This window comes from Sphingobium baderi, from assembly GCF_001456115.1.
GTDB lineage: Bacteria > Pseudomonadota > Alphaproteobacteria > Sphingomonadales > Sphingomonadaceae > Sphingobium > Sphingobium baderi_A.
The window spans coordinates 3,657,143-3,680,241 of the sequence record NZ_CP013264.1; the positions used below are offsets into that span (position 1 = coordinate 3,657,143).

A 23,099-nucleotide genomic window follows, 5' to 3' on the forward strand; every position below is an offset into this window, starting at 1 on the left:
TGTCGAAAGCCGATTACAGCTTTTCGGTGAGTTCCGGGACGATCTTGAACAGATCGCCGACAAGGCCGATGTCCGCGACCTGGAAGATCGGCGCATCTTCATCCTTGTTGATGGCGATGATGGTCTTGGAGTCCTTCATGCCGGCGAGATGCTGAATCGCGCCGGAGATGCCGACCGCGACATAGACTTCAGGCGCCACGATCTTGCCGGTCTGCCCGACCTGATAGTCGTTGGGCACATAGCCCGCGTCCACCGCAGCCCGGCTTGCGCCAACGGCCGCGCCCAGCTTGTCGGCCAGCGGAAAGATCACCTGCTCGAAGGTTTCGCTGTCCTTCAAGGCACGACCACCCGACACGATCACCTTGGCAGAGGTCAGTTCGGGACGTTCCAGCTTGACAATCTCCGCACCAACGAAGCTGGAGAGGCCCTTATCACCGGTCGAAGCCACGGCTTCCACCGCGCCGCTGCCGCCTTCGCGCGCTGTCTTCTCGAACGCCGTGCCACGCACGGTGATAACCTTCTTCGCGTCCTTCGACTTGACCGTCGCGATCGCATTGCCCGCATAGATCGGGCGCGTGAACGTATCCTCGCCCTCGACCGAGAGGATGTCGCTGATCTGCATCACGTCGAGCAACGCGGCTACGCGCGGCGCGATGTTCTTGCCGTTGGAGGTGGCAGGCACCACGAAAGCGTCATGGCTGCCCATCAGTTCCACGACCAGCGGTGCGACATTTTCGGCCAGCGCATGACCAAAGGCCGCATCGTCCGCGACATGCACCTTGCCCACGCCCGCAATCTTCGCGGCTTCGGCGGCGACGCCATCGACGCCCTGACCGGCAACCAGCAGATGCACTTCGCCCAGCTTGCCGGCGGCGGTAACGGCGGAAAGGGTCGCGTCCTTGATGGCACCGCCCTCATGTTCAACCCATACAAGCGTCTTCATGCCGCAACTCCCAGAGCCTTCAGTTTCGCAACCAGTTCATCGACATCGGCGACCTTGATCCCCGCCGACCGCTTGGGCGGTTCGGCGACGGTCATCGTTTCCAGGCGCGGCGAGATGTCCACGCCATAATCGGCGGGCGTCTTGGTCGCCAGAGGCTTGGATTTTGCCTTCATGATGTTGGGCAGCGAGGCATAGCGCGGTTCATTAAGGCGCAGGTCCGTCGTGATGATCGCAGGCACGCTGAGCTTCACCGTTTCAAGCCCGCCATCGACCTCACGGGTCACATTGACCTTGTCACCCTCGACCTCGACCTTCGACGCGAACGTGCCCTGCGGCAGGTTCAGCAGCGCCGCGAGCATCTGGCCGGTCTGGTTGCTGTCGTCGTCGATCGCCTGTTTGCCCAAGATGATCAGGCCAGCGCCTTCCTCTTCCTGAACCTTCGCCAGCAGCTTCGCCACGCCCAGCGGTTCCACCTCGGCATCGCTTTCGATCAGGATCGCGCGGTCCGCACCCATCGCCAAAGCCGTCCGCAGCGTCTCCTGCGCCTTGGTAACGCCAATCGACACCGCGACAACCTCGGTCGCGACGCCCTTTTCCTTCAGGCGAATGGCTTCCTCAACCGCAATCTCGTCAAACGGGTTCATCGACATCTTGACGTTCGCCAGATCGACGCCCGTCCCGTCCGCCTTCACGCGGGGTTTCACATTGTAATCAATCACCCGCTTCACGGGCACAAGGATCTTCATTGCAACATCCTCCGTTAATACGCCAACAAGGACGCAGGCGGCCCGTTTCCGGACCACCTACGCCCCATGCTGTTCATTCCAGTGGCTTGGTGCGTCAGGCCGCCTTCCTCACTTCCGCCACGATCTTCTTCGCCGCATCGCCCAGATCGTCCGCGGGAACGATGGCCAGGCCCGACTGCGCCAGAATGTCCTTGCCCTGCTGGACGTTCGTGCCTTCCAGGCGCACGACCAGCGGAACCGACAGATTCACATCCTTGGCCGCCGCGACAATGCCTTCCGCGATGATGTCGCAACGCATGATGCCGCCGAAAATGTTGACGAGAATGCCCTTCACCGCCGGATCCTTCAGGATGATCTTGAAGGCCGCAGTCACTTTCTCCTTGGAAGCGCCGCCGCCGACGTCCAGGAAGTTGGCGGGAAATTCACCGTTCAGCTTGATGATGTCCATCGTCGCCATGGCCAGGCCCGCGCCGTTCACCATGCAACCGATGTTTCCGTCCAGCTTGATATAAGCAAGGTCATATTCCGAAGCCTCGACCTCGGCCGGATCTTCCTCGGTCAGGTCGCGCAGCTCGGCGATGTCCTTGTGACGGAACATGGCATTGCCGTCGAAGCCGACCTTGGCGTCGAGCACGAGAATATTGCCCTGTTCGGTGACGGCCAGCGGGTTGATTTCGATCTGCTCGGCATCGGTATCGAGGAACGCGGCGTAGAGCGACGATGCGACCTTGGCCGCCTGCTTCGCCTGATCGCCGGCAAGTCCCAGCGCAGCGGCGACAGCGCGGCCATGATGCGGCATGAAGCCGGTGGCCGGGTCAACGGCGAAGGTGTGGATCTTCTCAGGCGTCGAATGCGCGACTTCCTCAATGTCCATGCCACCTTCGGTCGACGCCACGAAAGCAACGCGGCCCGTCGCACGGTCGACCAGCAGGGCGAGATAGAATTCCTTGGCAATGTCTGCGCCGTCGGTCACGTAGAGACGGTTGACCTGCTTACCCGCTTCACCGGTCTGCACGGTGACGAGCGTATTGCCGAGCATGTCGGTAGCGTGCGCCCTCACCTCATCCAGCGTGAAGGCCAGACGAACGCCGCCCTTCGCTTCGGGAGCCAGTTCCTTGAACTTGCCCTTGCCACGGCCACCGGCATGGATCTGCGACTTGACCACATAAAGCGGTCCGGGCAGCTTCTTTGCGGCTTCGACAGCTTCATCGACCGAAAAAGCAGCATAGCCCGCGGCGACCGGCGCACCATATTTCGCCAGCAGTTCCTTAGCCTGATATTCGTGGATGTTCATGGGTCCGACCCGTCCTTTTCGCAGCAAACCTGTTAGGGAGGGCTAAAGCATAGGCGATGGCGCCATGCCAGATGAATTTGCAAAATGACTTTGCAAAATTGCAAAGTGCCGCGCCCTTAAAAGGAGCAGGAAATCGCCGCCTTGCTGGTAACGAGGAAAATTTCCGGGTCTTCCAGTGCGCGGATCTTGTGGAGAAAATGATCGAGCGTGACTTCTTCCATGTCCGTTTTGCGAAGTGAGGCAAGGGATTGAAGCTTGCGAAGTTGAGACAGGCTCAATCTGTCCACCATCTTGCCGGCCATGCATGTCGCCATGCGAGGGGATAGTCCCGCCTCCATCAGGCGGTTCCGCAAACGCGACTCGGGCGAAACGGTCGCGCAGGATGAAAGCAGCGCGGCCATAAGCAGGGGCACGAAGGCGCAGCGCGGGATCGGACTCGTCATGGCCCGATTGATGGCGACATGATGCTGAACCAGGCCTAAACAGCTTGCAGGAGCAGCACTCTTGAAAGACCGATTGCGCGGCGCTGACGGCTTTACCTAGTGCGTGAGGGAAGTTGTCCGGAAATTTCCCTGGCGATAGGCATCCACACGCTCGCCATAGCCCCGCGCGAGATCTTCATAGGCCGTCCTGCCGGCCGCCGATTGACTCTTTGCGGCGCGTATCAAGGACATCTGCTGACGATGCAGCAGGTAGTTGACATCCACTTCCCTATCCATCGGCCTCTCCTTGACGTTCCTTATATGTGGGTCAGGTGGCTCATCTCGGTCGCCTGAGGCGCCGGTGCGGGATTTTACCCTTTCCCGCCCATTCCGGCGAATCAGCCTGTCCCACGGGTAGCGCGGCCTGACGCACTCTCATGCCGGACTAGCGCATGATGAAGCGCCTCGCCTGCGATGGCAAGGATTGCGGCAATGGCGACAATTTCATGGAGTCGATGACGCAACCTCTTGGAAAACGGGCATCATCATGGCATCACCCGCTCCCATAAAGACAGGGGGTCGATATTTTGGGGGAAATGCTGGTCGCCTTTTTGGCGATCGCTCATCGCGAGATTCTTCTCTTCGCGGTGGCGGGGCTTTTTGTCGGCGGGATCGACGACCTGCTGATAGATGTCCTGTTCCTGTGCCGCCGTGTTTGGCGCAGGCTTACCATCTACTCGCGCCATCCGCGTATGACGACGGCCACGATGCCGCACTCTCCAAACCCCGGACGAATCGCCGTTTTGGTGCCCGCATGGGACGAGGCTGACGTGATCGGCCCGATGATCAGAAACGCGCTGCACCGTTGGCAGGATGCGAACTACAGGATTTTCGTCGGAGTCTATCCGAACGACCGTGCGACGATCGAGGCGGCGGGCAGGATCGCGGCCCATGAACCGCGAGTGATCCTGGCGATCAATTCTCATCCCGGTCCCACCACGAAAGCCGATTGCCTCAACCTGCTGTGGCGCGCGATGGAAGCCGAAGAACGCAAAAGCGGTTTCGCGTTCAAGGCGGTCCTGCTTCACGATGCCGACAATGTGGTGACGGTTGTAAACACATTGGCAACTCCCCTCCCCTTACGGTGGTTGTCAATATGGCCGAACAAAATCAGCAACCTATTAAAACTGCGGATGCCAAGCCCGCATATCTCTACGCCCGCTTTAGCTCTCTAAATCAGAAAGAAGGCAGCAGCATTGAGCGCCAGCTTACTTACGGGCGCACATTCATCGACAAGCACGGTTGGGACCTCGTTGGCGAACTGCGCGACGAGGGCAAGAGCGCGTTCAAAGGGGCCAATCGTGAAGAAGGTGCAGCCCTTCACGGTTTTGAACTAAAGGCACGGAACGGCCATTTCTCATCAGGTGCCGTGCTGGTTTGCGAAAATGTGGATCGCCTATCGCGCCAAGGTGCGAAGGCTGCTGCTCAGCTCATATGGTCATTGAATGAGGCTGGCGTTGACGTAGCCACCTACCATGACGGTCATATCTATAAGGCTGGCGACGATGGCGACCTGATGGACCTGCTGTCCATCATCATCAAAGGCGCGCTGGGCAAAGAAGAGAGCTTCAAAAAATCTGAACGGTCAAAGGCCAACTGGACGAAGGTGCATCAAGAGATCGCCAACGGCGACAAGCGCGCATACTCCAGACAGTGCCCCGCATGGCTGGACATTGAGGACGACAAATACGTTCTGAACGAGCATCGCGCCAACATCGTTCGACTGATGTATGGATGGTATAATGATGGCCTCGGATGCCTCATCATCATGCGTAAGCTGAATGAGATGGGAGAAAAGCCCTGGTCATCAGAGAAGCGATATAAAGACCGAAACGACTGGACCTACCGCTACATCCACAAGCTACTGCAATCGCGCGCCGTTATAGGTGAATATGTCACGCTGAAAGGCGAAACTCTCGCAACGGATTATTATCCTGCGGTCGTGGACGTAGACACTTTTTACAAAGCTCAATCCGTCCGTAAGGTGCGCGCAAGCATCGGCGGTGATGAACGGAAGCGCAGCGCAAACCTATTTTTGGGAATTTCCAAGTGCGGCGTTTGCGGAAAGGCTGGCGTCTTTATGAAGCGCACCTTCAACGACAAATACGTCAAGCAGGATGGCACGGTGGTTCACTATAAGAACACGCGGACTTACCTCAAATGCAATGAGGCGAGATATAAGGAAAGCCCCTGCAATAATCCCGCTCACATCAGATACGATGTGATCGAAAAAACGGTGCTGAACAAAGCCCTGCCGCTGATCGCCAGCCAGAAACATGAGGATAAAGTCCTTCAAGCGTTTGATCTGAAGATCGCTGAATCGCAGCGGGAAATCGATGTGAGGCAGAAGCAACTGGATAACATCGTGGAGGCAATTGCGAACGGCGTGGCCGCAAAGGCTCTGGCTCAAAAGGCCAACGCCATCGAAGCGGAAATAGAAACGCTGGCGCAGCAGATTGCCAACACGAAACTGGAGAAGGACATTGAGGCCGCCAAGCCCGCCAAAAATCAGGACGTGGACCTAATTGCGGAAATGCGGAGCAATCTGGAAAGCGAAGATGCTGATGAACGCTTCGAGACACGAGCGCGGATCAACAGCTTGCTCAGCCGTCTCCTGAGAGCTGTTTACATCAACGACGACCGCACGTTTACCGTGGAAGTGGATGACGGATTTTCAGCAACCTACGCGGCTGATGGAACCGCAATTGGGTATCGCGTGGCCGGAGACAGGATTGTTGGCGCGATGGACGAAGGGTTCCTGCTGGAGGACAAAGACATGATTATTGATGAGGCGTTCAAGCGCGTCCGAGCTTAACTCACCGCACTTCGATGCAAGGCCCGCTCATGCCCTCCTAGATAACGAACATCGCGGCGGTCCACTCCAACTCTGTCGCAAATCGCAGCTTGTAGTTACAGCCCGTAATACTCCCTTCTTCCCACCGGACGGTCTGACACAGGGCTACTCCGATGCCCAAAGCGGCACATGATTGATAGGCTGTTAGGGCCACCTCATCGTCACACGCATACAGATTAATCGAATGCGCCATTTTGAATGGGTTTTGATATTCAGCTAAGCAGGTATCCATCACCCAAGGATGATAAATTGCATTCCTCCCTTGCGCGTCCATAGCTTCGTAGGGACGGTAGCAATATGGAACGGACGGTTTCTTCTTTCTGTATCTGGACATATCATATTTAGCCGTTGACCCTTTGAACGGTCTATGTAGGTGATGTGAACCAAAGGCAGCTAAAGAAAGGAAATCAATATGGCACTTGATTGGAGAAAGTCGCTCAAGACCGTTGCGGAAAGCAAGGAGTTCCAGAACGTCAAATCTGGCCCTGCTGCTCTCACCCCTGCTCAGCGGCTGGGCAAGAACATGGACAAGGCACTTGCCGCATTCAAAGCTGGCAACAAGGAAGTTAAGCGTCCTACCATCGTCAAGAAGGGCGATGAGGTGAAGTTCAGCGTTCGCTACTCCAACAGCCCCATGAAGCTGACTGCCGAGGAAACGGAAGTCGTGGTTCCCGCGAAGGAATTTGAAGCGATCTACGCCGCGATCAAGGAAAGCGCCCTCGCTGGTGAGTTCGACGCTCAGCTTGCTTCTCTCTCCGCTAACGCAAAAACGCGGGGTCAGACTGGCGCAGCTTCGCGCAAAGCGAACGCTGCCAAGAAGAAGTAAACGGCATCAATCCCAAAGCACCAAAGCCCGTCAGCAATGGCGGGCTTATTTTTCGTCGCTTGCGCGTGTAGACGATTTGGCCTGGGCGGCTCCTCGCTTATGCCAACCCGATTCTGGCCGACGATCACTGCGCTCAGGCCCGCTATCCGCCAGTCAGAATGGCGCCTCATCTTCTTCGAATGACCACGGTTGAGCAACAGCAGGCTGAGCAGCTTTGGGTAGTTCCAGCCGGTGAGCAGTATATAGGTTCAGGATATGATCGCGGTCCATGAACATGATTTGGCTCCGCTTCGAATTGTCCAACATGCCGCCAAGCCAGTTCCTCGCCGCCTTAGTGATCTCTCCACCGGCGACGATAAATGCGTGATCGACGAGTGCCTTACGGTTATTATCAGGGTCGAAAATCTCGTGCCCGAGCATCATGAGGACCTGATTGTAAATCTCGGCGATGTTGGCGTTCGAGCTTTTCGTCGCACCGGCGGAATCCAGCTTTCCCTTTTTGGCTTGAATGCCGAAGTAGATGACATGCTCTGTCGGCAGCTTATACCGCATCCACACGTCCTTCCCGTATTCCAGTGCCTTATCCTTATGGCCTACGTTGGTTATACGTTGATAACCAAGGTGCCTGAACATAGGCAGTAGGATTTCCGCTATCAGTTCATCCTCAGAGCATTTGTCCAGATAGGCAATTAGCAGTTCCCGATTTTCTGCCTCTGCTGGGGTGAGCGGCCGATAGATATTGACCGGCGTTGACACCGTCATGGTCCTGATATGCCGGACGTAGAAAACCCCATCTTCGCCATAAAAGCCCTCAAAACCCTCCCGCATCAGTGGGACGTTTAAGGCAGCCAAAGCAAGTAAACGGTCGTCGTCACCGTCCTGTGCCTCACGTTTATCCATTAACACCCGCAACACAGTAGCGAAGCGGTCAGGTAGCTGATTTGCGTTCGGCTGTGGGTCGGCCAGCAGCTCAGTGAGGACGGCCTGTGTCCACGGCACTCTTGAGCTACCATCATGTGCGTAATCAAACTCACACTCTTCAAAGAAAAGGGTGATGTAGTAACTGCTTCGGTAGTGGAAATGCGGAACATCGCCGACTACCATCTGGGCAATTGGTCTGAGATTGCGAGGTTTGAATATCATGAAGCCACGTTAATGGCTCAGACTCGATGGTGAAACGGTTTTTGGTCGCATGGCAAAAATCTGAAACCGGCATGGTTTTGAAAATCAAAGATAGTGATGAGCGCTCACCCCGCCCCTCCAACAGAAACAGGGGTATACCCCTCCCAATCCAGCCAGCCCCACAGCCAGTCTGTCACAGTTGGGATATCCGTCACATTACATCAGCCAAGCCACTGAATCACAAGTCTTTTTATATCGACTTCCGCATTCGTGACCCTGTATTTTTTGATGCTAACAACCAAAAATAACAGGTGAACAGAATGATAATAGGTTATGCGAGGGTCAGCACCAAAGAGCAGGACATTGACCTTCAAACGGAAAGACTGACTGAAGCTGGTGCAGAGAAGATCTTCCAGGATAAATTGAGCGGCACCCAAGCCAGCAATCGCGCTCAGCTTCAACTCTGTCTGGATTTCGTTCGTGAAGGTGACACGTTGATTGTCACCAGATTGGATCGCATTGCCCGATCATCCCACGACCTCCACAACATCATTGCCAGTCTGGAAGCCAAGGGCGTAGCGTTCAAGTGCATCCAGCAGGGCGAGGTTGATACCAGCACCAGCACAGGCAAGCTGATGATAGGAATGCTGGGTGCCATCGCCCAATTCGAGAACGACTTGCGACGAGAGCGCCAGAGAGAGGGCATTCTGAAAGCCAAGGCAAAGGGCGTCTACAAGGGCAGGAAAGCTGTGATTGACGCTGAGCGAGTGCGACAGATGGCATCTGAGGGGACGGGGCCATCTGCTATCGCCAAGCAGCTTGGATGCCATCGCCAGTCCGTTTATAGGTTGTTGGAATCAAGGGGGGAATGAATGAAGCGACTTGTGGCACTCGCATTGGGTTTGGCTGCTCTGCCGACGACCGCCCATGCAATGACGGGCAATCAGATACTCGAATTCTGCGGGTCCAGCAGCCAAGCCGTGGCTGTCTCTTGCCAAATGTATATCGTTGGCCTGACAGATGGTTTCACGTTGTCTGGCGTTCGCGATAGCACCCCTGTCCTCAAACTGGATGGGGTCACAGGAGTTCAACAGCGAGATTTGGTCGTTTCCTATCTGCGGCAGCATCCAGAAGTCAGGCACAAGTCCGCCGCGATCATCATCTGGGATTTATTCAAGGATACTTTTGGAACCGAGATAATCGGCCCACAATAGCCCGAAAGAAAACCTCGATTTCGGGCAAATTGCTGAAACCACCCCTTGAAAACCCCCGTTTTCTGCGGGTTTCAGAGGGGTAAAATCAGCGTTTTTTGCTGTCAGCTATACCACATGGGCCTTGGCTGGTTTGTTGTGATTCCGGCTTAGAAACCACAGTGAAATCGCCCTCAATCCCATTAAATTCGCTGGGTAGGACAATCTGCACCGTCTCAGTCCGTTCATGGACTTCGGTGCGCTCGTTGTAATTGCCCAATGGTGACTGGCTGCTTTTAGCGATCCTTGCTGCTGCCCATTTGATGTTATCGCTGAGCAGATGCTTGTCTGCCGAACTCATGTCCGTGCGGAATGGAATTTCCCATAGCTGGTCAACCAAGGCGTGCTGCCCAATGGTGCGGGCGATTGCGATGCGCTGGGCATACTCGTCATCAAGGTAGCAGGCTCGATAGATATGGCCGGGATCGATCCCCAAATCCTTGCAGATCATGCTGACTGACTCTCCCCCATAAAGGCGGTTCGCCACTATCTCCTTGTCCTCCACGGTCAATTCCCTCCAGCTTTCCGTGGGGCTGATTAGGAGGTTCTGTCGAGCTACCGTGGATATGTCTTTGCCACGCGCTTCACTGGCTACTGATTGCGATATGCTGATTTTCTCGCGGGTCGTTGCTGACCTCTGTTTTCTCTGTGCCATTCTGGCAAAATCTCCAATTGTTCCTACTGCTATTTATTGGCAGGGGTAGACCGAATTGGGGGATTAAATGGCTGTGGAAGAAAGCGACGAATTCAATCAGTTGATGATGGCCTTAGGCAGCGTGGTCGTCATGTGGGGTATGGTTGAGGACATGGTTCGTCATTTCCTCCGTGATGTGGTCATGGAGGATGGAAACGCACCGGAAATCGAACGGATTGTTCTCAGTGAAACATCTTTCAGGAGCCAGTTGGATATCCTCAAGAAAGTCGCTCATGTCCGTTGGCCAAACAGCGATTGGTTCAATGCGGTCAATGAGCAGGTGAAGGCTCTCAAAGGACCACTTCAAGACAAGCGGAACAGGTTCATTCACGACCTATGGGAAAAGAATGAAGCCGGTCAGATGGTCAAGATCATCAGAGGTAGAGACGAAACTGCCGTTCAGAAACATGGTGGCGAATGGCATCTGAAACTCACTGGCGAACATGCAGTGCCTGTCGCTGACGTGGAGGCGTTCTTTGAGGAAATCGCCAACTCCTATGAGACGCTGGTGGATTTGAAATCCGAGTATGTAGCGTGGCGCTATAAGGCCAAAGCCGATGCCGTCATGGCGAAGATCGCAGGTGAGCTTGTTGAGAAAGCGCGTCGCATCCCTCCCCCTCGCGTGGTTGGACTTACCGCGAAGGATGAAGAGGATTCTAAATGACCTATTGGGACTGCTTCGTCCATTGGCTCGATAAATGGCAGACGCTCATCACCGGCGCTTTAGCCCTTGGTGCGGCCTTTTATGCTGGGCGTCCAGTTTATCGCCAATTGGCCCTTATGCGGGCGCAAAACAATGTCATGGTGCGAGAGACGATTGGGGACATGATCCTGCAATTGGATACCCATCGCAACCGTGTCGGTGAGATCACCGCGAAGAGGCTCACTGACGTTCATTCCGCCATTTATCGGTTCGACAACTATGGAGAAACCAAAGGCATTGATGAATGGGCATCCCAGCAGCACAGCGAATTCATAGGCGCCGATTCTGAGTTGAAGGCTCTCTTCATCCAGTCTCACGATGTGGAAGCAATTGAAGTCCAAAAGGCCGCTTTGCTGGCCGCTGTGGACGCTTTTTCGGGCGTATTATGGGATATCTATGCGCCACACTATGCGTTCATGTTTCCAGAGGATTGCAACTGGTCTGATGCGGAACATGCTTCCGCCGTCGCACGATCAAGCGAAGCAGAAAAGGAGTTAGACTCTAATGCAAGCGCCGTTTCTGCTGCTGTCCGCCAACTCTATGAAGCATATGCTGAGCAGCGAGCCGGATTGGTTCGTCGCTTGCGCGTTATAGATGACGGCTTACTCGCGTAGTTAGGTTTCCATGTTTTAATCTACCGAACGATCGGCACGCTGTTTTTTAGCGTCTTCTTTCTCGCGACGCCTGATATCCCGTTCCGCGTTCTTAATACGTTCAGCCACCTCGATATGCTCAATGGCTTTGGCTGCTGGAATGTGGCGATTGACCTTTACAATCTCAGGCAACTCATCAGTCCAAAAACTGTGAAGCAAATTCCTGCTTTCCTCGCATTCTTCCCATGCTTTCTGCAGGTGTATTTCGTTCACAATACGTGCTTTAGAGAAAAATATCTCGTGGGGTGAATTCATTCGAGCGGACCCAACCGCCTCAGCCTCGATGGCCGATCTCGTTGCATGAGTATAAGCATCACTCGTGAATAGCGCCAATTGGCTGGGTTCACCCTCACAGATCGCCCAAAGCCCATGGGCAACTTCATTACGTTTTTTCGCAGCTTTTGATACCACATTCAGGACCGCCCGCACCGTCGCCGCTGCCCTCTCACCCGCCGTGTCCTTCAACGCAGCGGACATATATTCAACGCGCCGGTCCCAACCCTTTAGCTCTTTGAATTGTGCGAGCCTGGCTTCGTCCTTCGTCAGTGCTAAAAAGATGGAATCAAGGCGCGCCTCTGTTTCAGCCCAACTTGCGATGATTAATGCTACAATCACGGCTAGATTAGGGTGCTGGGTCAGAACGAATGGCTGGATTTTAACCGTTGCCTCCTTGGGGACTTTCACATCGCTTATCAGCAATTTTCTTCCTATCACCATCTAACCATCTGCTTTCCTACCATATAGTTAGAAAACAACAGCTTTCAAAGCGATGTGTCCTACCGCTCAAAAGACCTGATTTTCGTCAACAACATCTGGCCGAGTTCGACGGTAGATTGCGCGTTCAGAAGTGCGCCATCGTGGAAATGCGTTGGCAGGTCATGGCGGATTCGGAATTGGAAGGATGGTAGGTGGGAATTCGGTGTGAGGCCGTCCACCTCAACATATTGGGCGATTAGCTGGGCGCAGCGTTTTGCGTCTGCGTATTTGGCGAAGTCCAATGTGGGGAAAAGGAAGGCATAGCAGCTTAAGCCGTCACTTTGAGTGGGGATCATCAGGAAGGCGCGTTCTGCATCTGTCAGCCTCGTAGCCACCTTCAAGGCTTTGGTGGCGTCATATTCCAACGTCACCGCTGAGCAGCCGTCATGATGCCGAGTCAGCGCGTTCGCCGTCCGCCATTCGCTGGTGCCAAATGTGCTGCTGGTAGCGGCCAATTGTTCGATCAATTGCAGGGCGTCAAAATCGCCCGGATTGTCGCCATACAACGGGGCCAAATGGTATCCGATTATCTTGCCGTTCTGAAATTCGCTCAACGTGATCGCTGGTATGCTGCTCATACCCTATTTATGGAAAGTCGGCGTTTTCGGCGCGGCCCCTACAGTCATGCCGCCAAAAAGCTGATGCCAGAAAACGACGTGAAGGCTGTGTTTCCTGACTGCATGATGACGTCGCCATCGACGGTTATATCGATGCGGCAAGAGCCGCCGCCAGACCAAGGGCCGAACATGAGCGTTCCGCTCGGCCTGAATCCCGGCAGAAGCGTGAAGAGGGTCACTCCGCTGGTGCTACTTCCGCCGGGCGCTTGGATAAGCCCCTCCAGCACGACAATTCCCTCGATAGTCTTATAGTATTGAGCGCCCAAATAACCCCCGCCGTAGTTGATCCACGGGCTATTCAGCGAAGGAAGCTGGACGGCAGGAGTGGTCAGCAGACCTTGTTTTTGCGCTTCCAACTGAGAAATTGCGAGTTGCACGTCTGTAGCAGTGATGCCGCCGACTGGAACGCAGCCGACGATGCCAGCCGACAAATCCGACCATGTAGTTGCCCCATCCGCTGTGCTGAATTTCTGGAGAATTTGTCCACTGCCGCCGCCGTTCGGCACCTGATTGATCGGGACGAATTCAAGCCCGCTGCCGTCAGCCTTGATCCTCACAAAATCCAAGCCGTGGCTGATGTAACTGTCTGGCACGTCTTGCAGGTTGAGAAAGGTGTTGTCTGCTGGGTCAGGCAGATCGCCAAGCCAAGGCTTGCTCGGTTTCCAGATACGCTTTGACGGATCGAAGGCCAGCACATCGTTTTCGACGGCAGGTATGGCCAGCGCCACGTCCTTCAAATCGTTCATCAAGGGCGCAGGCGCGCTCCTTACGGTCGGAACGTAAGCACGACACCCTTGATCGTTTTAGGGGTAACAGCCGTCACTCTGAGTGAGAGGCCAGCTACAGAGAGCAAATCGCCTTGCTCCATTTTCTCGCGGCATGTGGCAGTCTGGATAACCGTCTCAACGCCGTTGTCGTCCTTCACCTTGCGCTTGCCTAACTTCACCTCGACGGTGAGTTGCTGTTGAACGTCAGGTGTGGTTGGCTTTCCTGTTACGCGGTTGAACGTGCCTTTGGTGATACGGGTCAAAGTGCCACTGACGCCAAAAGCGGCGAATATCTGCTCCCTACCGTCGATGAATTTGCCAACAATATCCGTCATAGGACCATACGCCCAAAGCTGATGCTGGCGCCGGTTGATGCGGCCACTCTGAGTGGTGCAAGCAATGCGGTTACGAGCGGATAAGGGTCTGTGTATGGGGCTTTGTCAGCGTCCTGATATGTCGTTTTGATGCTGTCGCCGTCGCTCTCGATTTCCTCAGATTTGATGGCTGGATCAGCCTTCAATGCGACTGGATTGGTTTGGATTTCCAAGGCGAGCAATGCGGTTGCAATCACAAGCCGTTGGTTGTCAGCCTCTACGTCCGCTTTGAAGGGCAGATAGTGGGCAGTGATATAATCATCTGCCTTGGCCAAAGCTGCGGTTTTTTGTGTGGTGCTTAGATTGGACCATTCAGTGTTACCGCGAACTGTATGGACTTCATCAGCTTGGATTATCGTTATCATACCGTATTTATACAAACGGTCAGCTACTCAGAGCGAAGCCCCGCCATTGCTGACGAGGCTCCTTAACTCCTTTATGTTTTTGGATTAGCCGCCGGTTACATCGTGAGCGAAGAAACGGAATGGAACATATTGCTTGTCCACTGCCAATTCCCATGATCCGCTGTGAGCGAGGTTGCCAGTGGTTGCAGCTTCAGTTGGTGAAACTCCGCCCTTGTAGTTGAAGCCTTGTGGGTGAAGGACAACTGACTGACGGCTGTGGAGAATGTCGCCACCTTGGCCGTTACCGCCGTTTGCGATGCGCTCAACTTCAAATGGGACCATGCCTGCTGGGGTGCCAGTGCCGAACGCCAAAGCGCCTGAACGAGCAACTACGGACATGTTATCACCAAAAGTCTTATCGACGATGATCTTGTATCCTGCCCATGTGTCGAAACCGATGTTGGTTTGTGAAGCTGGAACGTAGCTGTTCTTTTCTTGCTTCTGCAACTTGCCCTTGGTTGCTGGTGAGATGATGATTGTGTCGAACTGGTCGGCATACAAGTCAGCATCAACGGTAGCGTCAATGATGAGGTCCAAACCAAATGCAGTGGTGTTTGGCAAGATGTTGACAGTCAAAGCTGAAACAGCAGCTTGGATGCCCTTCAATGAAGCAGTTGCTCTGCGTTGGAAAACGCCATTCCAGTAGTCAGCCAAACCAGCTTGGATGCCACCCTTTGCGTCATACAATGTGACCATACGGGCAGCGAAGGGCACCGCTTAACGAATGGCAAGGGCCGATGCATCCAATGCCATCCCGCCACCATTGGCTTCGTGTTACGCCATGCGCGACCAGGGTGGATTTATATCGCGGTTGCCCACGGCAAGCAGCTTACAAAAGTCGGCATCGGGGCCGATGTTGAAGAACGGTTACGGCAACTCAACGCACATCGATTAGCGGGGATAAGTCGCTGGGACTTGGTCTATTCCGATTGGAGCGAAAAGCCCGCCACGCTTGAAGCCGAGTTGCACCGCCGCCTTGCGAAGTATCGTCAAGAATTTAGCTATGATCGCAAAGGTGGCCAGATAGGGCGAGAGGTTTTTGCCTGCTCCGCAGCCCAAGCGATAACTGCACTTGCCGAGATATACGCAGACGAACCCGATTGATTTGCGACATTCTATGCCGCCAGTCCATCAATCCAGCCTTTGATATCTGGATGGCTGTTTTTCCTCTTTTTCCAGCCGTCCATGCCTGCCAGCATGGTCTTTGGATAAGTGGACTGAACGAACGTCACGAAACGCTTTGAGGGGTCGCCGTGGGGGGTAGCCTTGACGACGATGCAATCTGGATTGGTTGGCGGCTTCTTGCCCTTGGGGTCTTTGTCGCCGTGGATAATCCCAAGCTGGAAATCGCAGTTGTCGAGGTCATCCCACGCAATCTCAAGCGAGCGCCACAGGCCATCTGGTGCTCCAGCATCATCCAGCTTCTTTTTGACCACGGCAGCGTCATAAAACACGATGTGTTCCTTGCTTCCGTCCTTGTAGTCCAGATTGCCTGAACCTGTTTCGTCCCAAATGCTGACTGTGACTGGCTGATTTCGGTCTAAGGGCTTCTGAACGACCTCCGTTGCTGGTGGGGTCTGGGCATTAGCCTGCTCAACCTCGCCTTCAATGCGATCACAAGCGGCATGAGCAACAGCTTCCGCACTGCCATAGTGGGCGATAAGCGCCTGCCAGTGGTCCTCAACGGTGAACGATTGGATGGGCTGAGGTGCATGGGTCGCAACGCCCTTCTTTTTCCATGCCCAAGCCGTAGTGCGGCCAATCTGGACAAGCTGGTTAGGGAGCGTGATGCCAAGGTGAATGTCGATGTTGCGGATAAGACCCTGTGACTGCTTCTCTGTGAGCCTGCCCTTGTCCAGCAATGTGTCGATGTATGATCGGATATAACGGATGGTCTTAGCGCCATCGCCTGATTTTGGATTTTGCTTGTCTATGATTTTGAGGGCAAGACTGACCCAATTAATCTGTTTAGCCACGATATACGCGCTCCTTTCAGTTGATGCGATTGTCCGATTTTATAGATGAGATTCCCGTCTCATCTTGTCCGTTCCACTCCTTTCGCGCTGTGGGCAGCAACCATCTTGAAAGGATTTGGGAATCGGACATTGCTGCCCACATTTTTATTTATTATTTACTGTCAGATTATAGCGAATATGATTGATCTAAGTCGATATCCGCGCGTCGCCATTCATTTAGATACTCGTCTGGGCGAAGCCTAATGCTCTAATGTGCTTCCAGACTGCGAAGCCGAGAATGGAGCGAGTTTTAAGCGAGCGTAATGAAGGCGAGTTTTCAACGAGCATGATAATGCCCATTTGAATCACATGATTTTTCGACTTATTTTATGAGCGCCAGCGGCGCTGAAAATGTGGAGCGAAGCGACCGAAATAATAATGCGCTTCATGATATTTTATTTTATATTATTCTACATTATAGAGGCTCAGAAACCGCTGATTTCTGCGGGTTAGAATGGCATTTTTGTTTGACTGATGTTTGACTGACGTTTGACCGATGTTTAATTGACGTTTGACTCGTGTTTGACCGGAGTTAAACACTGTTTAACTGGAGAGTTAGAAAAACCCACCGCCGCAATGAAACGGCGATGGGTTATCATGCTTGGTTGAGCATTGCGCTCTCCCTTGCTGTCAGGTGTCAGCGTGACGTGCTGACTTACGCGTTATGATGCCCAGTATTGGCCATACGCATGGTAGATTCCTTCGACTGCTTTCGCTGTGAAATCATCCTCGATGTTATGACGATAAGCGGTGTCAATTTCGCAATCAGGGTGACTGTGTTTGGCAAACAGTCTCATCGCCATGCTTCGATATTGATCGCCAGCAAGATGGACGAATTCAATACCCTCTTTGTTTTTAGGCACCGTCACAGTTACCGTTGAAACATCGCTTCCGAGCTTAATGCCGAAAACGATCCCTTGGATACCACGACGTTGAAGTGAACCAAACTCCTGGTCAATATGATGTTCCAGAATGTCTTTCATGAGCAGATTTTTCATTTAATTTCCTTTCATAGATTGCAGGGTTAGATCGAACGTGCGCGGCTCCACGTCTCGCGACGCAAGGTCCTGCATTTTCGCCACTTGGCTGGGGTAGAACAAAAAGCAGAGGTTGAGCTTGTCGTAGCCAATGCCTTGATGGACGAAGCCGGTCGCGCAGATCGTTACTGCATTTGGCTCGAACATATGCCGGGCGCTGACGCACTGGACAGTAAGGCCACAGCGCGTAAATGCCTTTTCGATTAGCGATTTGACGTGATTGAAGCCGCCGATGATGCCTTCATTCGTGCTAACATCGATATCAAGGAACTGACTATCGAAGAGCGACGGCGCTTCAAATTCCTTGATCCCTCGTATCCAGCACATGTTGGCTTTTTTCGCCAAGGCAGTCGCCTTTTGTCCGTTGCCTATCTTGGCGCGGATCTCAGCAGCTATTTGTATTTGAGCTTTGGGTAGCATGTATTTTCAAACTCCGACGACTATGATGATCGACCAGCCTGGCGCATCGCCCGACGCACAGTGGGCCGTTTTCAAAAGCGCGGTTTTGCGCTGTTGAATTGGTTGGGACTAACGATGTGAAAGAGCTGACTTGGCGCTGTTGGGCAGTGCTGCGTCGTTGAAGCCTTGATACAGAAGGGTTGTCTTGATAGGCAGTTGGCACGATATATATTCGATAACGAGCCAACCCATTGCAGACTGAAAGACGGCGCAAGCGGCGCACACCAAATCTGAGCTTCATTGCGGTCCATGAAGACCGCTGGATGGATTTTCCTGAGATTTGGGCGGCGGAATTGTGGTTCAAATTCCTGCAAATCAGTCCAAGCTACGAACTGGCTCGCAAATACCGTGCTGGCGAACTGACAGGCACAGAGGCGCTACCAGCGGACTTTAAGGCCGTGCTGGCTGTCTATGATGATCTTGGAGACGTTCAAACGCTCAGCGACGAACGGCTGGACAGACAATACCGTTTTATGGGGCATTTCGGTTCGCAGCCTAACACTGCCCAGCTTGGCATTGTGCGCCACGACAGCCCAGAGCGGGCTTCTGACGTTATGGACGGGCTTGAGGGTTATCTGGGGCACCAGTGGATCGCTGAGGGCAAGCCGTCAGCCGTTATTGCTGCGATCCCGTTAGGCATGAGCAAAGCGGCAATCATGAAGCAGATTGAGGCGATGCTGGATGGGCTGATGCCAGACACACACATTCTGGCAGATGGCTCGCCCAAATATCAGGCAGCAGCCAAGCGGAACGATCTACCAAGCGTGGACCGCTATTATAATGTCCTGCGGATCAAGGCTGCGCGACCGAAGCTGAAAAACTGGCAAATCGGCGTGATGGCCAAACTCAGCGAGGCACATAAGAAGGAACACCTCAAAACGCGATCCGCCAGACCTGACTACGATCCAACAAAGGACCGCAATACGCTCAAGGAACTGACAAGCCGTGCCGTGGGCCGTGGGCATATGATCGCGGAGAATGCAGCCAGAGGCATTTTCCCTGATTATGCAAAATGCGAACATGCCGTGCCGTTGGATTGGAATCTCCTGCATCAGCAATGGCGAGCGCGATGCGTTTTGTCAGGCCAGCGAAACGATGAGTTTTGGAAGGACATAAACGTCAAAGAGCGGATGGCGGAACCTGTCGCTGGCGGTGTGGAGTTGGGCTGGGACGACTATTTCCAAGGCTAATGAGCTATCTCAGCAGTTTGAAAAAGTCGTCCATCGTCATCACTACGAGTGGCACTTTGCGGTCGGCTTTGATGACGGCCAGCGGGGTTAGATCGTTCTGGCTTTTGGCCTGCTCGATGGCATCATACACCAGAGCGATTTTCGACCTGGCTTTTGCCTCTACGCTAAATGGGAATTGAGCCTTAGCGGCGGTGGAAAGCTGGATATCCTCGCCATTGCTGCCCATTGGGGTTGAGCGCACATCGTCCAGCGTCAGATTCGGATACTTGGCCAAGATCGTATCGCGGACGGTCTGTTGCAGTTTCCTGCCCTTCGCCTTGGCTGCTGACGTTGATATGCGGGCCATTAGATCCCGCTCCTGAACAGCGCAGTTTCAGCGGCACGGCGATTCACCAGTCCATTGAGGACTTTGCCACCGGCCTTATTCCAGCGAGCAAACTGGACAACAGCGCCTTCATAATCACCCTCGTTGAGCAGGCGACGCAGGCTTGATTCCTTGAGGCTCTGTGCGCCCAGATTGTAAGTGAAGCTGACGAGTGCCCCTAACTGGTTTGCGGCAAGAGGCACTTTGACGAGCGCGAGAACCTGACGCTCAAATGCGTCATACTCCTCAATCAGCCAAGCATCTGCCTGAGTCTGTGAGCATGTATCGCCCGATTTGACGTTTGTGGTTCTGCCGTAGCCTATCGTCCAGATGCCAGCAGGGCATTTGTAGGCTTTGAGTTTGCATCCCTCATATTGCTTGATGAGCGCCAAGCCTGCGCGTTTCTTATTATTATTTGTCATCCCGTATTTAGAGGAATGACATGTTCATTATAAGGCTAATTCAGCCCCAATTTCTCCTGAAACACTAAATAGGTTTGTAAGCAAAACTTACAGACACTTTGTATTACACTTTTAGGATACTTAATTATGTTTACCGTTACCAGATTTGAAAGACGCGGACGAAAATCACCTATCATAGATACCAACGACATTGATATCACGAACCCAATCCATGACATTAATGCACTCATCAAAATGCAAAGCACACGCATCAAGCAACCACGCTTTTGGAGTTTCTGTGATTGGAATGGCGAGCATGGCAAAGCGCATTATCTCAACGCATCAGCTATCGTTCTTGAATATGTGGACGGAGTTGATTTCAAAGCCATCGTGAGCGGCATCGAATCCTTGGATTTGCTCAGTTGGATTATGGAAACTGAGAACGGCTATGCGTTCGTTTTCCCGCTTGGGACAGACATTGAAGCTGCCCAATATACCCGTATTGCATCCGTGTTGGCGGAGGTGTTTGCCCAACCATATTTGGTTGATGGATCAGCAGCAGCTACCTTCCTGTTCACCCCGCTTGATAACAAGAAAGCGCAAACGCTCCACAGCGGCCAACCAATCTCAGGCAGCTTCATAAGCGAAACCTACGAGGTCAAAACGGACGTTACGAAGTGGTATTTCAACTCAGCATCCACATTCATTGAAGGCGGGAACATAAAACCAGAGGCCATCGCCCCAACCGTTGCGAAGCCCCAATTCCGATTTGATGATGCCTTCGACCGTATGGACGACGCAATCGTGATACTGGCCGCTTCCCTTGAGGAATTTGGCAAAGCTGCCACCGAATTTCGCAAGCAGATGGGCGATCAATAATCTATCCGGCGGTTGCGCCCCATAAAAATGCCCGCTGGTTGCTCTCAATTACCAGCGGGCACCACTTTGAGGGAGGGAGTTAGGCTTTGATGCAGCCGTGAATGCGAGCATCTTCCGCATATTTGCTCAGGGGCTTGTCAGCCTGAAAATGCAAATCCTGCTCAATGCGGACTAATCCGCCCATTAGACGCACCTCTGCAATCTCGTTCAGGTCGAAATAGCCCAGCTCTGGATAGCCAAAATCTACCAACCCAAAGGCTAAACCATCTTCGTTGCATTCCGTGATGAGCCATGTGCCTGCGCCAGCGGGATTGAACAGTTTTGCCACTGGCATGAAATCTCGTTCGTCGGACGTCCCTTTCAATGGCTGCTGTTCGTTCCAGTTCTCAACCAGTTTGAGAACATCAGCCGCGCGTAACATATTTTTCCAGTCCATCTGTTGGCTCCTTCCGTTTGTGGCCAACAGGCGGATTTAACGCCAGAATTCAGTGGGTCGATACAAACCAGAAGCACTGCGGGGAATAAATATCGAAAAGCCACGCAGGAGCCTTCAATCGCCAATGACCAATTCCCACGATCCCATATTAGAGATAGCCATAACGGTTTCGGCTATCGATGAGCGAACAAAGCACATGCAAAGCAGCATGGATAAGATAGAGAATGATTTTAAGGCGAGACTCGGAGGGGTGGAGGAACGCCTAACTGATGTAGAGGCATGGAAAAGCAAGGCCGTTGGCATAGCGGTAGCTGCTGCCTTCTTGGTATCCGCCCTATGGTCCGTTGGTGGCGATTACGTCAAAAGCCAGATATTTCCATCAAAGGCAGAAGCACAAATAACAGCGACAGAATAAGAGCCTTTTCTGGATCGACTGAAAGAGCGACAAACATAGGTCGATATGGCTTTTTAGGAGCCATACGATGCAACAGCTTATCGACGATGTTACTGAATATCTCGATCTTGATCCGCGCTTTTGGAACAAGGACGACGGCGAATTTCAATATGATGGCGAGACAGTTTTCTATCGCCGCTTACCTGATAGCATTTTGCTTTCCGTAAATGGCGTGGTTTATGAGGCTCCTCGCCCTTAACGATCCGCATAGGCCTATTGTGACGCTGGATAACCCCTCTATTCCTGAGTTCGCATCGTGGCGCAGCTATGAGATATTTGCCAAGCGGGTGCGTCATTCCAATCGCTTTGTTTGGAGCAATGAAGTCCAAGCGTTCCTTGATACTGTCGTAGCTACCATCGAGCAGCGTGACCAAATTCTTCACAAAGGGCGCGTTCTCTATCGCGCTCAACGTGGTGTAATCTGGGAAGATCGCAAAAACAGCGACGGAGAATGGATCGGCGAAGATGTTTACGGCTATGGCAGCCAGCGGATGAAGCCTTTGGCCAATCGCGCCAAAGAGGGCCGCGCTAATCCTGCTGGTATTCCAGTTCTCTACATCGGCAGCAATCTCGACACAGCTATCTCAGAGGTGCGTCCTTGGGTTGGCGCAGAGGTGTCTGTCGCCCGCTGTAAAATCCTCCGCCCACTTCGGACGTTGGACCTGTCGCTTGGTCACGGCCAATCGTCATTTGCTGGGCCGATTTTCAGTCACGTAATGGGCAATACGAAACCTACTGCCGCTGAGAAGAAGACGGCAGTTTGGACTGACATTGACAATGCCTTCTCCAGACCAGTGACGCTCTCAGACGACACGGCAGACTATGTGCCTACACAAATCCTTGCAGAGCTATTCCGCAGCCAAGGCTACGATGCCATCGCCTACAAAAGCCAGTTTGGCGACGAGGATGGTTTGAACATCGCTGTTTTTGACCCCAGCGCGGTCGAGATAGCCACTTGCGCGCCATTCAAAGTGAAATCCATTAAGGTCGAAGCGGAGCAGATTGGGAACGACTGGTTCCGAACGGAAAGCAACTAACCGCAAACCCACTTGTCAATTCGTTCCTATTTTGTTCTCATTGAGACATGGAACGCGATTCGCTCTCAGCCATAATCCTAAACTCGCCTGCATGGGCCAGAGTTGGCCTCACAATGCCTGACGAGCGTATGCGCGAACGGGCAGCAGACGCCCTTGCAGCCAGCATCATTGAGAAGCTTAACCCTGCTCCTGAACCTGACCGCAATCAGCTAAAGTTGCCACTGTGACGAGCCGTGGGCAAACTCGGCCCAACGCGCAAATTGCCTGACACTGATCCACCAAAACAATGAAATTCTTTATCGAACCGTAACGACAATGCGGCTACGTTCGCCGCAATTCGTT

General features: G+C 53.4%; 33 protein-coding genes. 14 read left to right on the forward strand and 19 right to left on the reverse strand.

Features of this window, described 5'->3' with window-relative positions; translation table 11 throughout:
• Nucleotides 1–13 precede the first annotated feature (13 nt).
• The 5 genes from ATN00_RS17875 to ATN00_RS17895 form a co-directional block, all read right to left on the reverse strand.
• Complete coding sequence (locus tag ATN00_RS17875) at nt 14–943, reverse strand: electron transfer flavoprotein subunit alpha/FixB family protein (RefSeq protein ID WP_062067179.1); 930 nt, start codon at nt 941–943, stop codon at nt 14–16.
• Nucleotides 940–1,689, reverse strand: a complete 750-nt coding sequence (locus tag ATN00_RS17880) for an electron transfer flavoprotein subunit beta/FixA family protein (protein ID WP_062067181.1) — start codon at nt 1,687–1,689, stop codon at nt 940–942. The genes ATN00_RS17875 and ATN00_RS17880 overlap by 4 nt, the downstream gene beginning before the upstream one ends.
• Nucleotides 1,690–1,783: 94 nt before the next feature.
• The gene (sucC, locus tag ATN00_RS17885) at nt 1,784–2,983 is read right to left on the reverse strand and encodes an ADP-forming succinate--CoA ligase subunit beta (RefSeq protein WP_062067184.1); all 1,200 of its coding nucleotides are present in this window, start codon (nt 2,981–2,983) and stop codon (nt 1,784–1,786) included.
• A gap of 116 nt (nt 2,984–3,099) precedes the next feature.
• Complete coding sequence (locus ATN00_RS17890) at nt 3,100–3,426, reverse strand: hypothetical protein (RefSeq protein ID WP_062067186.1); 327 nt, start codon at nt 3,424–3,426, stop codon at nt 3,100–3,102.
• Between the two features lie 96 nt (nt 3,427–3,522).
• Nucleotides 3,523–3,702, reverse strand: coding sequence for a hypothetical protein (locus tag ATN00_RS17895; protein ID WP_062067189.1), 180 nt, complete (start codon nt 3,700–3,702; stop codon nt 3,523–3,525).
• A gap of 299 nt (nt 3,703–4,001) precedes the next feature.
• On the opposite strand from ATN00_RS17895, the gene ATN00_RS17900 reads away from it, so the two are divergent.
• The 3 genes from ATN00_RS17900 to ATN00_RS17915 all read left to right on the forward strand — a co-directional run bounded on the left by ATN00_RS17900 (nt 4,002) and on the right by ATN00_RS17915 (nt 7,145).
• Entirely contained in the window at nt 4,002–4,640 is a 639-nt protein-coding gene (locus tag ATN00_RS17900; protein WP_062067192.1) for a glycosyltransferase, read from the forward strand.
• Nucleotides 4,562–6,280 (forward strand): recombinase family protein, encoded by a 1,719-nt coding sequence (locus tag ATN00_RS17905; RefSeq protein ID WP_082635243.1) that lies wholly within the window; start codon nt 4,562–4,564, stop codon nt 6,278–6,280. The genes ATN00_RS17900 and ATN00_RS17905 overlap by 79 nt, the downstream gene beginning before the upstream one ends.
• Nucleotides 6,281–6,731: 451 nt before the next feature.
• Nucleotides 6,732–7,145, forward strand: a complete 414-nt coding sequence (locus tag ATN00_RS17915) for a hypothetical protein (protein ID WP_082635244.1) — start codon at nt 6,732–6,734, stop codon at nt 7,143–7,145.
• A 153-nt stretch (nt 7,146–7,298) separates the two neighbouring features.
• Here ATN00_RS17915 and ATN00_RS17920 read toward each other — a convergent pair whose 3' ends face one another.
• The gene (locus tag ATN00_RS17920) at nt 7,299–8,288 is read right to left on the reverse strand and encodes a hypothetical protein (RefSeq protein ID WP_062067201.1); all 990 of its coding nucleotides are present in this window, start codon (nt 8,286–8,288) and stop codon (nt 7,299–7,301) included.
• 299 nt (nt 8,289–8,587) lie between these two features.
• Here ATN00_RS17920 and ATN00_RS17925 point away from each other — a divergent pair, with 299 nt between their 5' ends.
• Both ATN00_RS17925 and ATN00_RS17930 read left to right on the forward strand, forming a co-directional pair.
• Nucleotides 8,588–9,139, forward strand: a complete 552-nt coding sequence (locus ATN00_RS17925; RefSeq protein ID WP_062067204.1) for a recombinase family protein — start codon at nt 8,588–8,590, stop codon at nt 9,137–9,139.
• Nucleotides 9,140–9,481 (forward strand): Rap1a/Tai family immunity protein, encoded by a 342-nt coding sequence (locus ATN00_RS17930; protein ID WP_062067207.1) that lies wholly within the window; start codon nt 9,140–9,142, stop codon nt 9,479–9,481.
• A gap of 85 nt (nt 9,482–9,566) precedes the next feature.
• Here ATN00_RS17930 and ATN00_RS17935 read toward each other — a convergent pair whose 3' ends face one another.
• On the reverse strand, nt 9,567–10,022 hold the full coding sequence (locus ATN00_RS17935; RefSeq protein WP_156415299.1) for a terminase small subunit-like protein: 456 nt from the start codon (nt 10,020–10,022) through the stop codon (nt 9,567–9,569).
• A gap of 217 nt (nt 10,023–10,239) precedes the next feature.
• On the opposite strand from ATN00_RS17935, the gene ATN00_RS17940 reads away from it, so the two are divergent.
• Nucleotides 10,240–10,875, forward strand: coding sequence for a hypothetical protein (locus ATN00_RS17940; protein ID WP_062067213.1), 636 nt, complete (start codon nt 10,240–10,242; stop codon nt 10,873–10,875).
• Complete coding sequence (locus tag ATN00_RS17945; protein WP_062067216.1) at nt 10,872–11,528, forward strand: hypothetical protein; 657 nt, start codon at nt 10,872–10,874, stop codon at nt 11,526–11,528. Before ATN00_RS17940 ends, ATN00_RS17945 begins: the two co-directional genes overlap by 4 nt.
• 15 nt (nt 11,529–11,543) lie before the next feature.
• Here ATN00_RS17945 and ATN00_RS17950 read toward each other — a convergent pair whose 3' ends face one another.
• The 6 genes from ATN00_RS17950 to ATN00_RS17975 all read right to left on the reverse strand — a co-directional run bounded on the left by ATN00_RS17950 (nt 11,544) and on the right by ATN00_RS17975 (nt 15,091).
• On the reverse strand, nt 11,544–12,284 hold the full coding sequence (locus ATN00_RS17950) for a hypothetical protein (protein WP_062067218.1): 741 nt from the start codon (nt 12,282–12,284) through the stop codon (nt 11,544–11,546).
• Nucleotides 12,285–12,343: 59 nt separating this feature from the next.
• Nucleotides 12,344–12,877 (reverse strand): hypothetical protein, encoded by a 534-nt coding sequence (locus tag ATN00_RS17955; RefSeq protein ID WP_156415300.1) that lies wholly within the window; start codon nt 12,875–12,877, stop codon nt 12,344–12,346.
• A 68-nt stretch (nt 12,878–12,945) separates the two neighbouring features.
• Entirely contained in the window at nt 12,946–13,689 is a 744-nt protein-coding gene (locus tag ATN00_RS17960) for a hypothetical protein (RefSeq protein WP_156415301.1), read from the reverse strand.
• Nucleotides 13,690–13,706: 17 nt separating this feature from the next.
• Nucleotides 13,707–14,042: a hypothetical protein gene (locus tag ATN00_RS17965; RefSeq protein WP_062067223.1), complete on the reverse strand. Its 336-nt coding sequence runs from the start codon at nt 14,040–14,042 to the stop codon at nt 13,707–13,709.
• Nucleotides 14,039–14,446 carry a hypothetical protein gene (locus ATN00_RS17970; protein ID WP_062067226.1) on the reverse strand — a complete coding sequence of 136 codons (408 nt, stop codon included), beginning with the start codon at nt 14,444–14,446 and terminating at the stop codon, nt 14,039–14,041. Before ATN00_RS17970 ends, ATN00_RS17965 begins: the two co-directional genes overlap by 4 nt.
• Nucleotides 14,447–14,530: 84 nt before the next feature.
• Nucleotides 14,531–15,091, reverse strand: coding sequence for a hypothetical protein (locus tag ATN00_RS17975; protein WP_082635245.1), 561 nt, complete (start codon nt 15,089–15,091; stop codon nt 14,531–14,533).
• 18 nt (nt 15,092–15,109) lie between these two features.
• Here ATN00_RS17975 and ATN00_RS22995 point away from each other — a divergent pair, with 18 nt between their 5' ends.
• Nucleotides 15,110–15,589, forward strand: coding sequence for a GIY-YIG nuclease family protein (locus ATN00_RS22995; RefSeq protein WP_082635246.1), 480 nt, complete (start codon nt 15,110–15,112; stop codon nt 15,587–15,589).
• Between the two features lie 11 nt (nt 15,590–15,600).
• Here ATN00_RS22995 and ATN00_RS17980 read toward each other — a convergent pair whose 3' ends face one another.
• From ATN00_RS17980 to ATN00_RS17990, 3 genes are all read right to left on the reverse strand, one after another.
• Nucleotides 15,601–16,461, reverse strand: a complete 861-nt coding sequence (locus tag ATN00_RS17980; protein ID WP_062067232.1) for a hypothetical protein — start codon at nt 16,459–16,461, stop codon at nt 15,601–15,603.
• A gap of 701 nt (nt 16,462–17,162) precedes the next feature.
• Entirely contained in the window at nt 17,163–17,498 is a 336-nt protein-coding gene (locus ATN00_RS17985) for a hypothetical protein (protein ID WP_062067234.1), read from the reverse strand.
• Nucleotides 17,499–17,957, reverse strand: coding sequence for a hypothetical protein (locus ATN00_RS17990; protein WP_062067236.1), 459 nt, complete (start codon nt 17,955–17,957; stop codon nt 17,499–17,501).
• Nucleotides 17,958–18,187: 230 nt separating this feature from the next.
• Here ATN00_RS17990 and ATN00_RS17995 point away from each other — a divergent pair, with 230 nt between their 5' ends.
• Nucleotides 18,188–19,186 carry a hypothetical protein gene (locus ATN00_RS17995; protein WP_156415302.1) on the forward strand — a complete coding sequence of 333 codons (999 nt, stop codon included), beginning with the start codon at nt 18,188–18,190 and terminating at the stop codon, nt 19,184–19,186.
• 4 nt (nt 19,187–19,190) lie between these two features.
• Here ATN00_RS17995 and ATN00_RS18000 read toward each other — a convergent pair whose 3' ends face one another.
• Both ATN00_RS18000 and ATN00_RS18005 read right to left on the reverse strand, forming a co-directional pair.
• Nucleotides 19,191–19,532 (reverse strand): hypothetical protein, encoded by a 342-nt coding sequence (locus ATN00_RS18000; protein WP_062067252.1) that lies wholly within the window; start codon nt 19,530–19,532, stop codon nt 19,191–19,193.
• A complete protein-coding gene (locus tag ATN00_RS18005) occupies nt 19,532–19,942 on the reverse strand; it encodes a lysozyme (protein ID WP_231746330.1) in 411 nt (136 codons plus the stop codon). Before ATN00_RS18005 ends, ATN00_RS18000 begins: the two co-directional genes overlap by 1 nt.
• A gap of 156 nt (nt 19,943–20,098) precedes the next feature.
• On the opposite strand from ATN00_RS18005, the gene ATN00_RS18010 reads away from it, so the two are divergent.
• Nucleotides 20,099–20,830: a hypothetical protein gene (locus ATN00_RS18010; RefSeq protein WP_156415303.1), complete on the forward strand. Its 732-nt coding sequence runs from the start codon at nt 20,099–20,101 to the stop codon at nt 20,828–20,830.
• A gap of 79 nt (nt 20,831–20,909) precedes the next feature.
• Here ATN00_RS18010 and ATN00_RS18015 read toward each other — a convergent pair whose 3' ends face one another.
• Nucleotides 20,910–21,266, reverse strand: a complete 357-nt coding sequence (locus ATN00_RS18015; protein WP_082635247.1) for a DUF2958 domain-containing protein — start codon at nt 21,264–21,266, stop codon at nt 20,910–20,912.
• A gap of 124 nt (nt 21,267–21,390) precedes the next feature.
• Between ATN00_RS18015 and ATN00_RS18020 the strand changes: the two genes are divergently transcribed.
• From ATN00_RS18020 to ATN00_RS24300, 4 genes are all read left to right on the forward strand, one after another.
• Nucleotides 21,391–21,681 (forward strand): hypothetical protein, encoded by a 291-nt coding sequence (locus tag ATN00_RS18020; protein ID WP_062067261.1) that lies wholly within the window; start codon nt 21,391–21,393, stop codon nt 21,679–21,681.
• 67 nt (nt 21,682–21,748) lie between these two features.
• Nucleotides 21,749–21,919, forward strand: coding sequence for a hypothetical protein (locus ATN00_RS23760; RefSeq protein ID WP_197413618.1), 171 nt, complete (start codon nt 21,749–21,751; stop codon nt 21,917–21,919).
• Entirely contained in the window at nt 21,900–22,757 is an 858-nt protein-coding gene (locus tag ATN00_RS18025; RefSeq protein WP_082635248.1) for an RES family NAD+ phosphorylase, read from the forward strand. Before ATN00_RS23760 ends, ATN00_RS18025 begins: the two co-directional genes overlap by 20 nt.
• 47 nt (nt 22,758–22,804) lie before the next feature.
• Entirely contained in the window at nt 22,805–22,984 is a 180-nt protein-coding gene (locus ATN00_RS24300) for a DUF6771 family protein (RefSeq protein ID WP_082635249.1), read from the forward strand.
• The last annotated feature ends 115 nt before the right edge of the window (nt 22,985–23,099 follow it).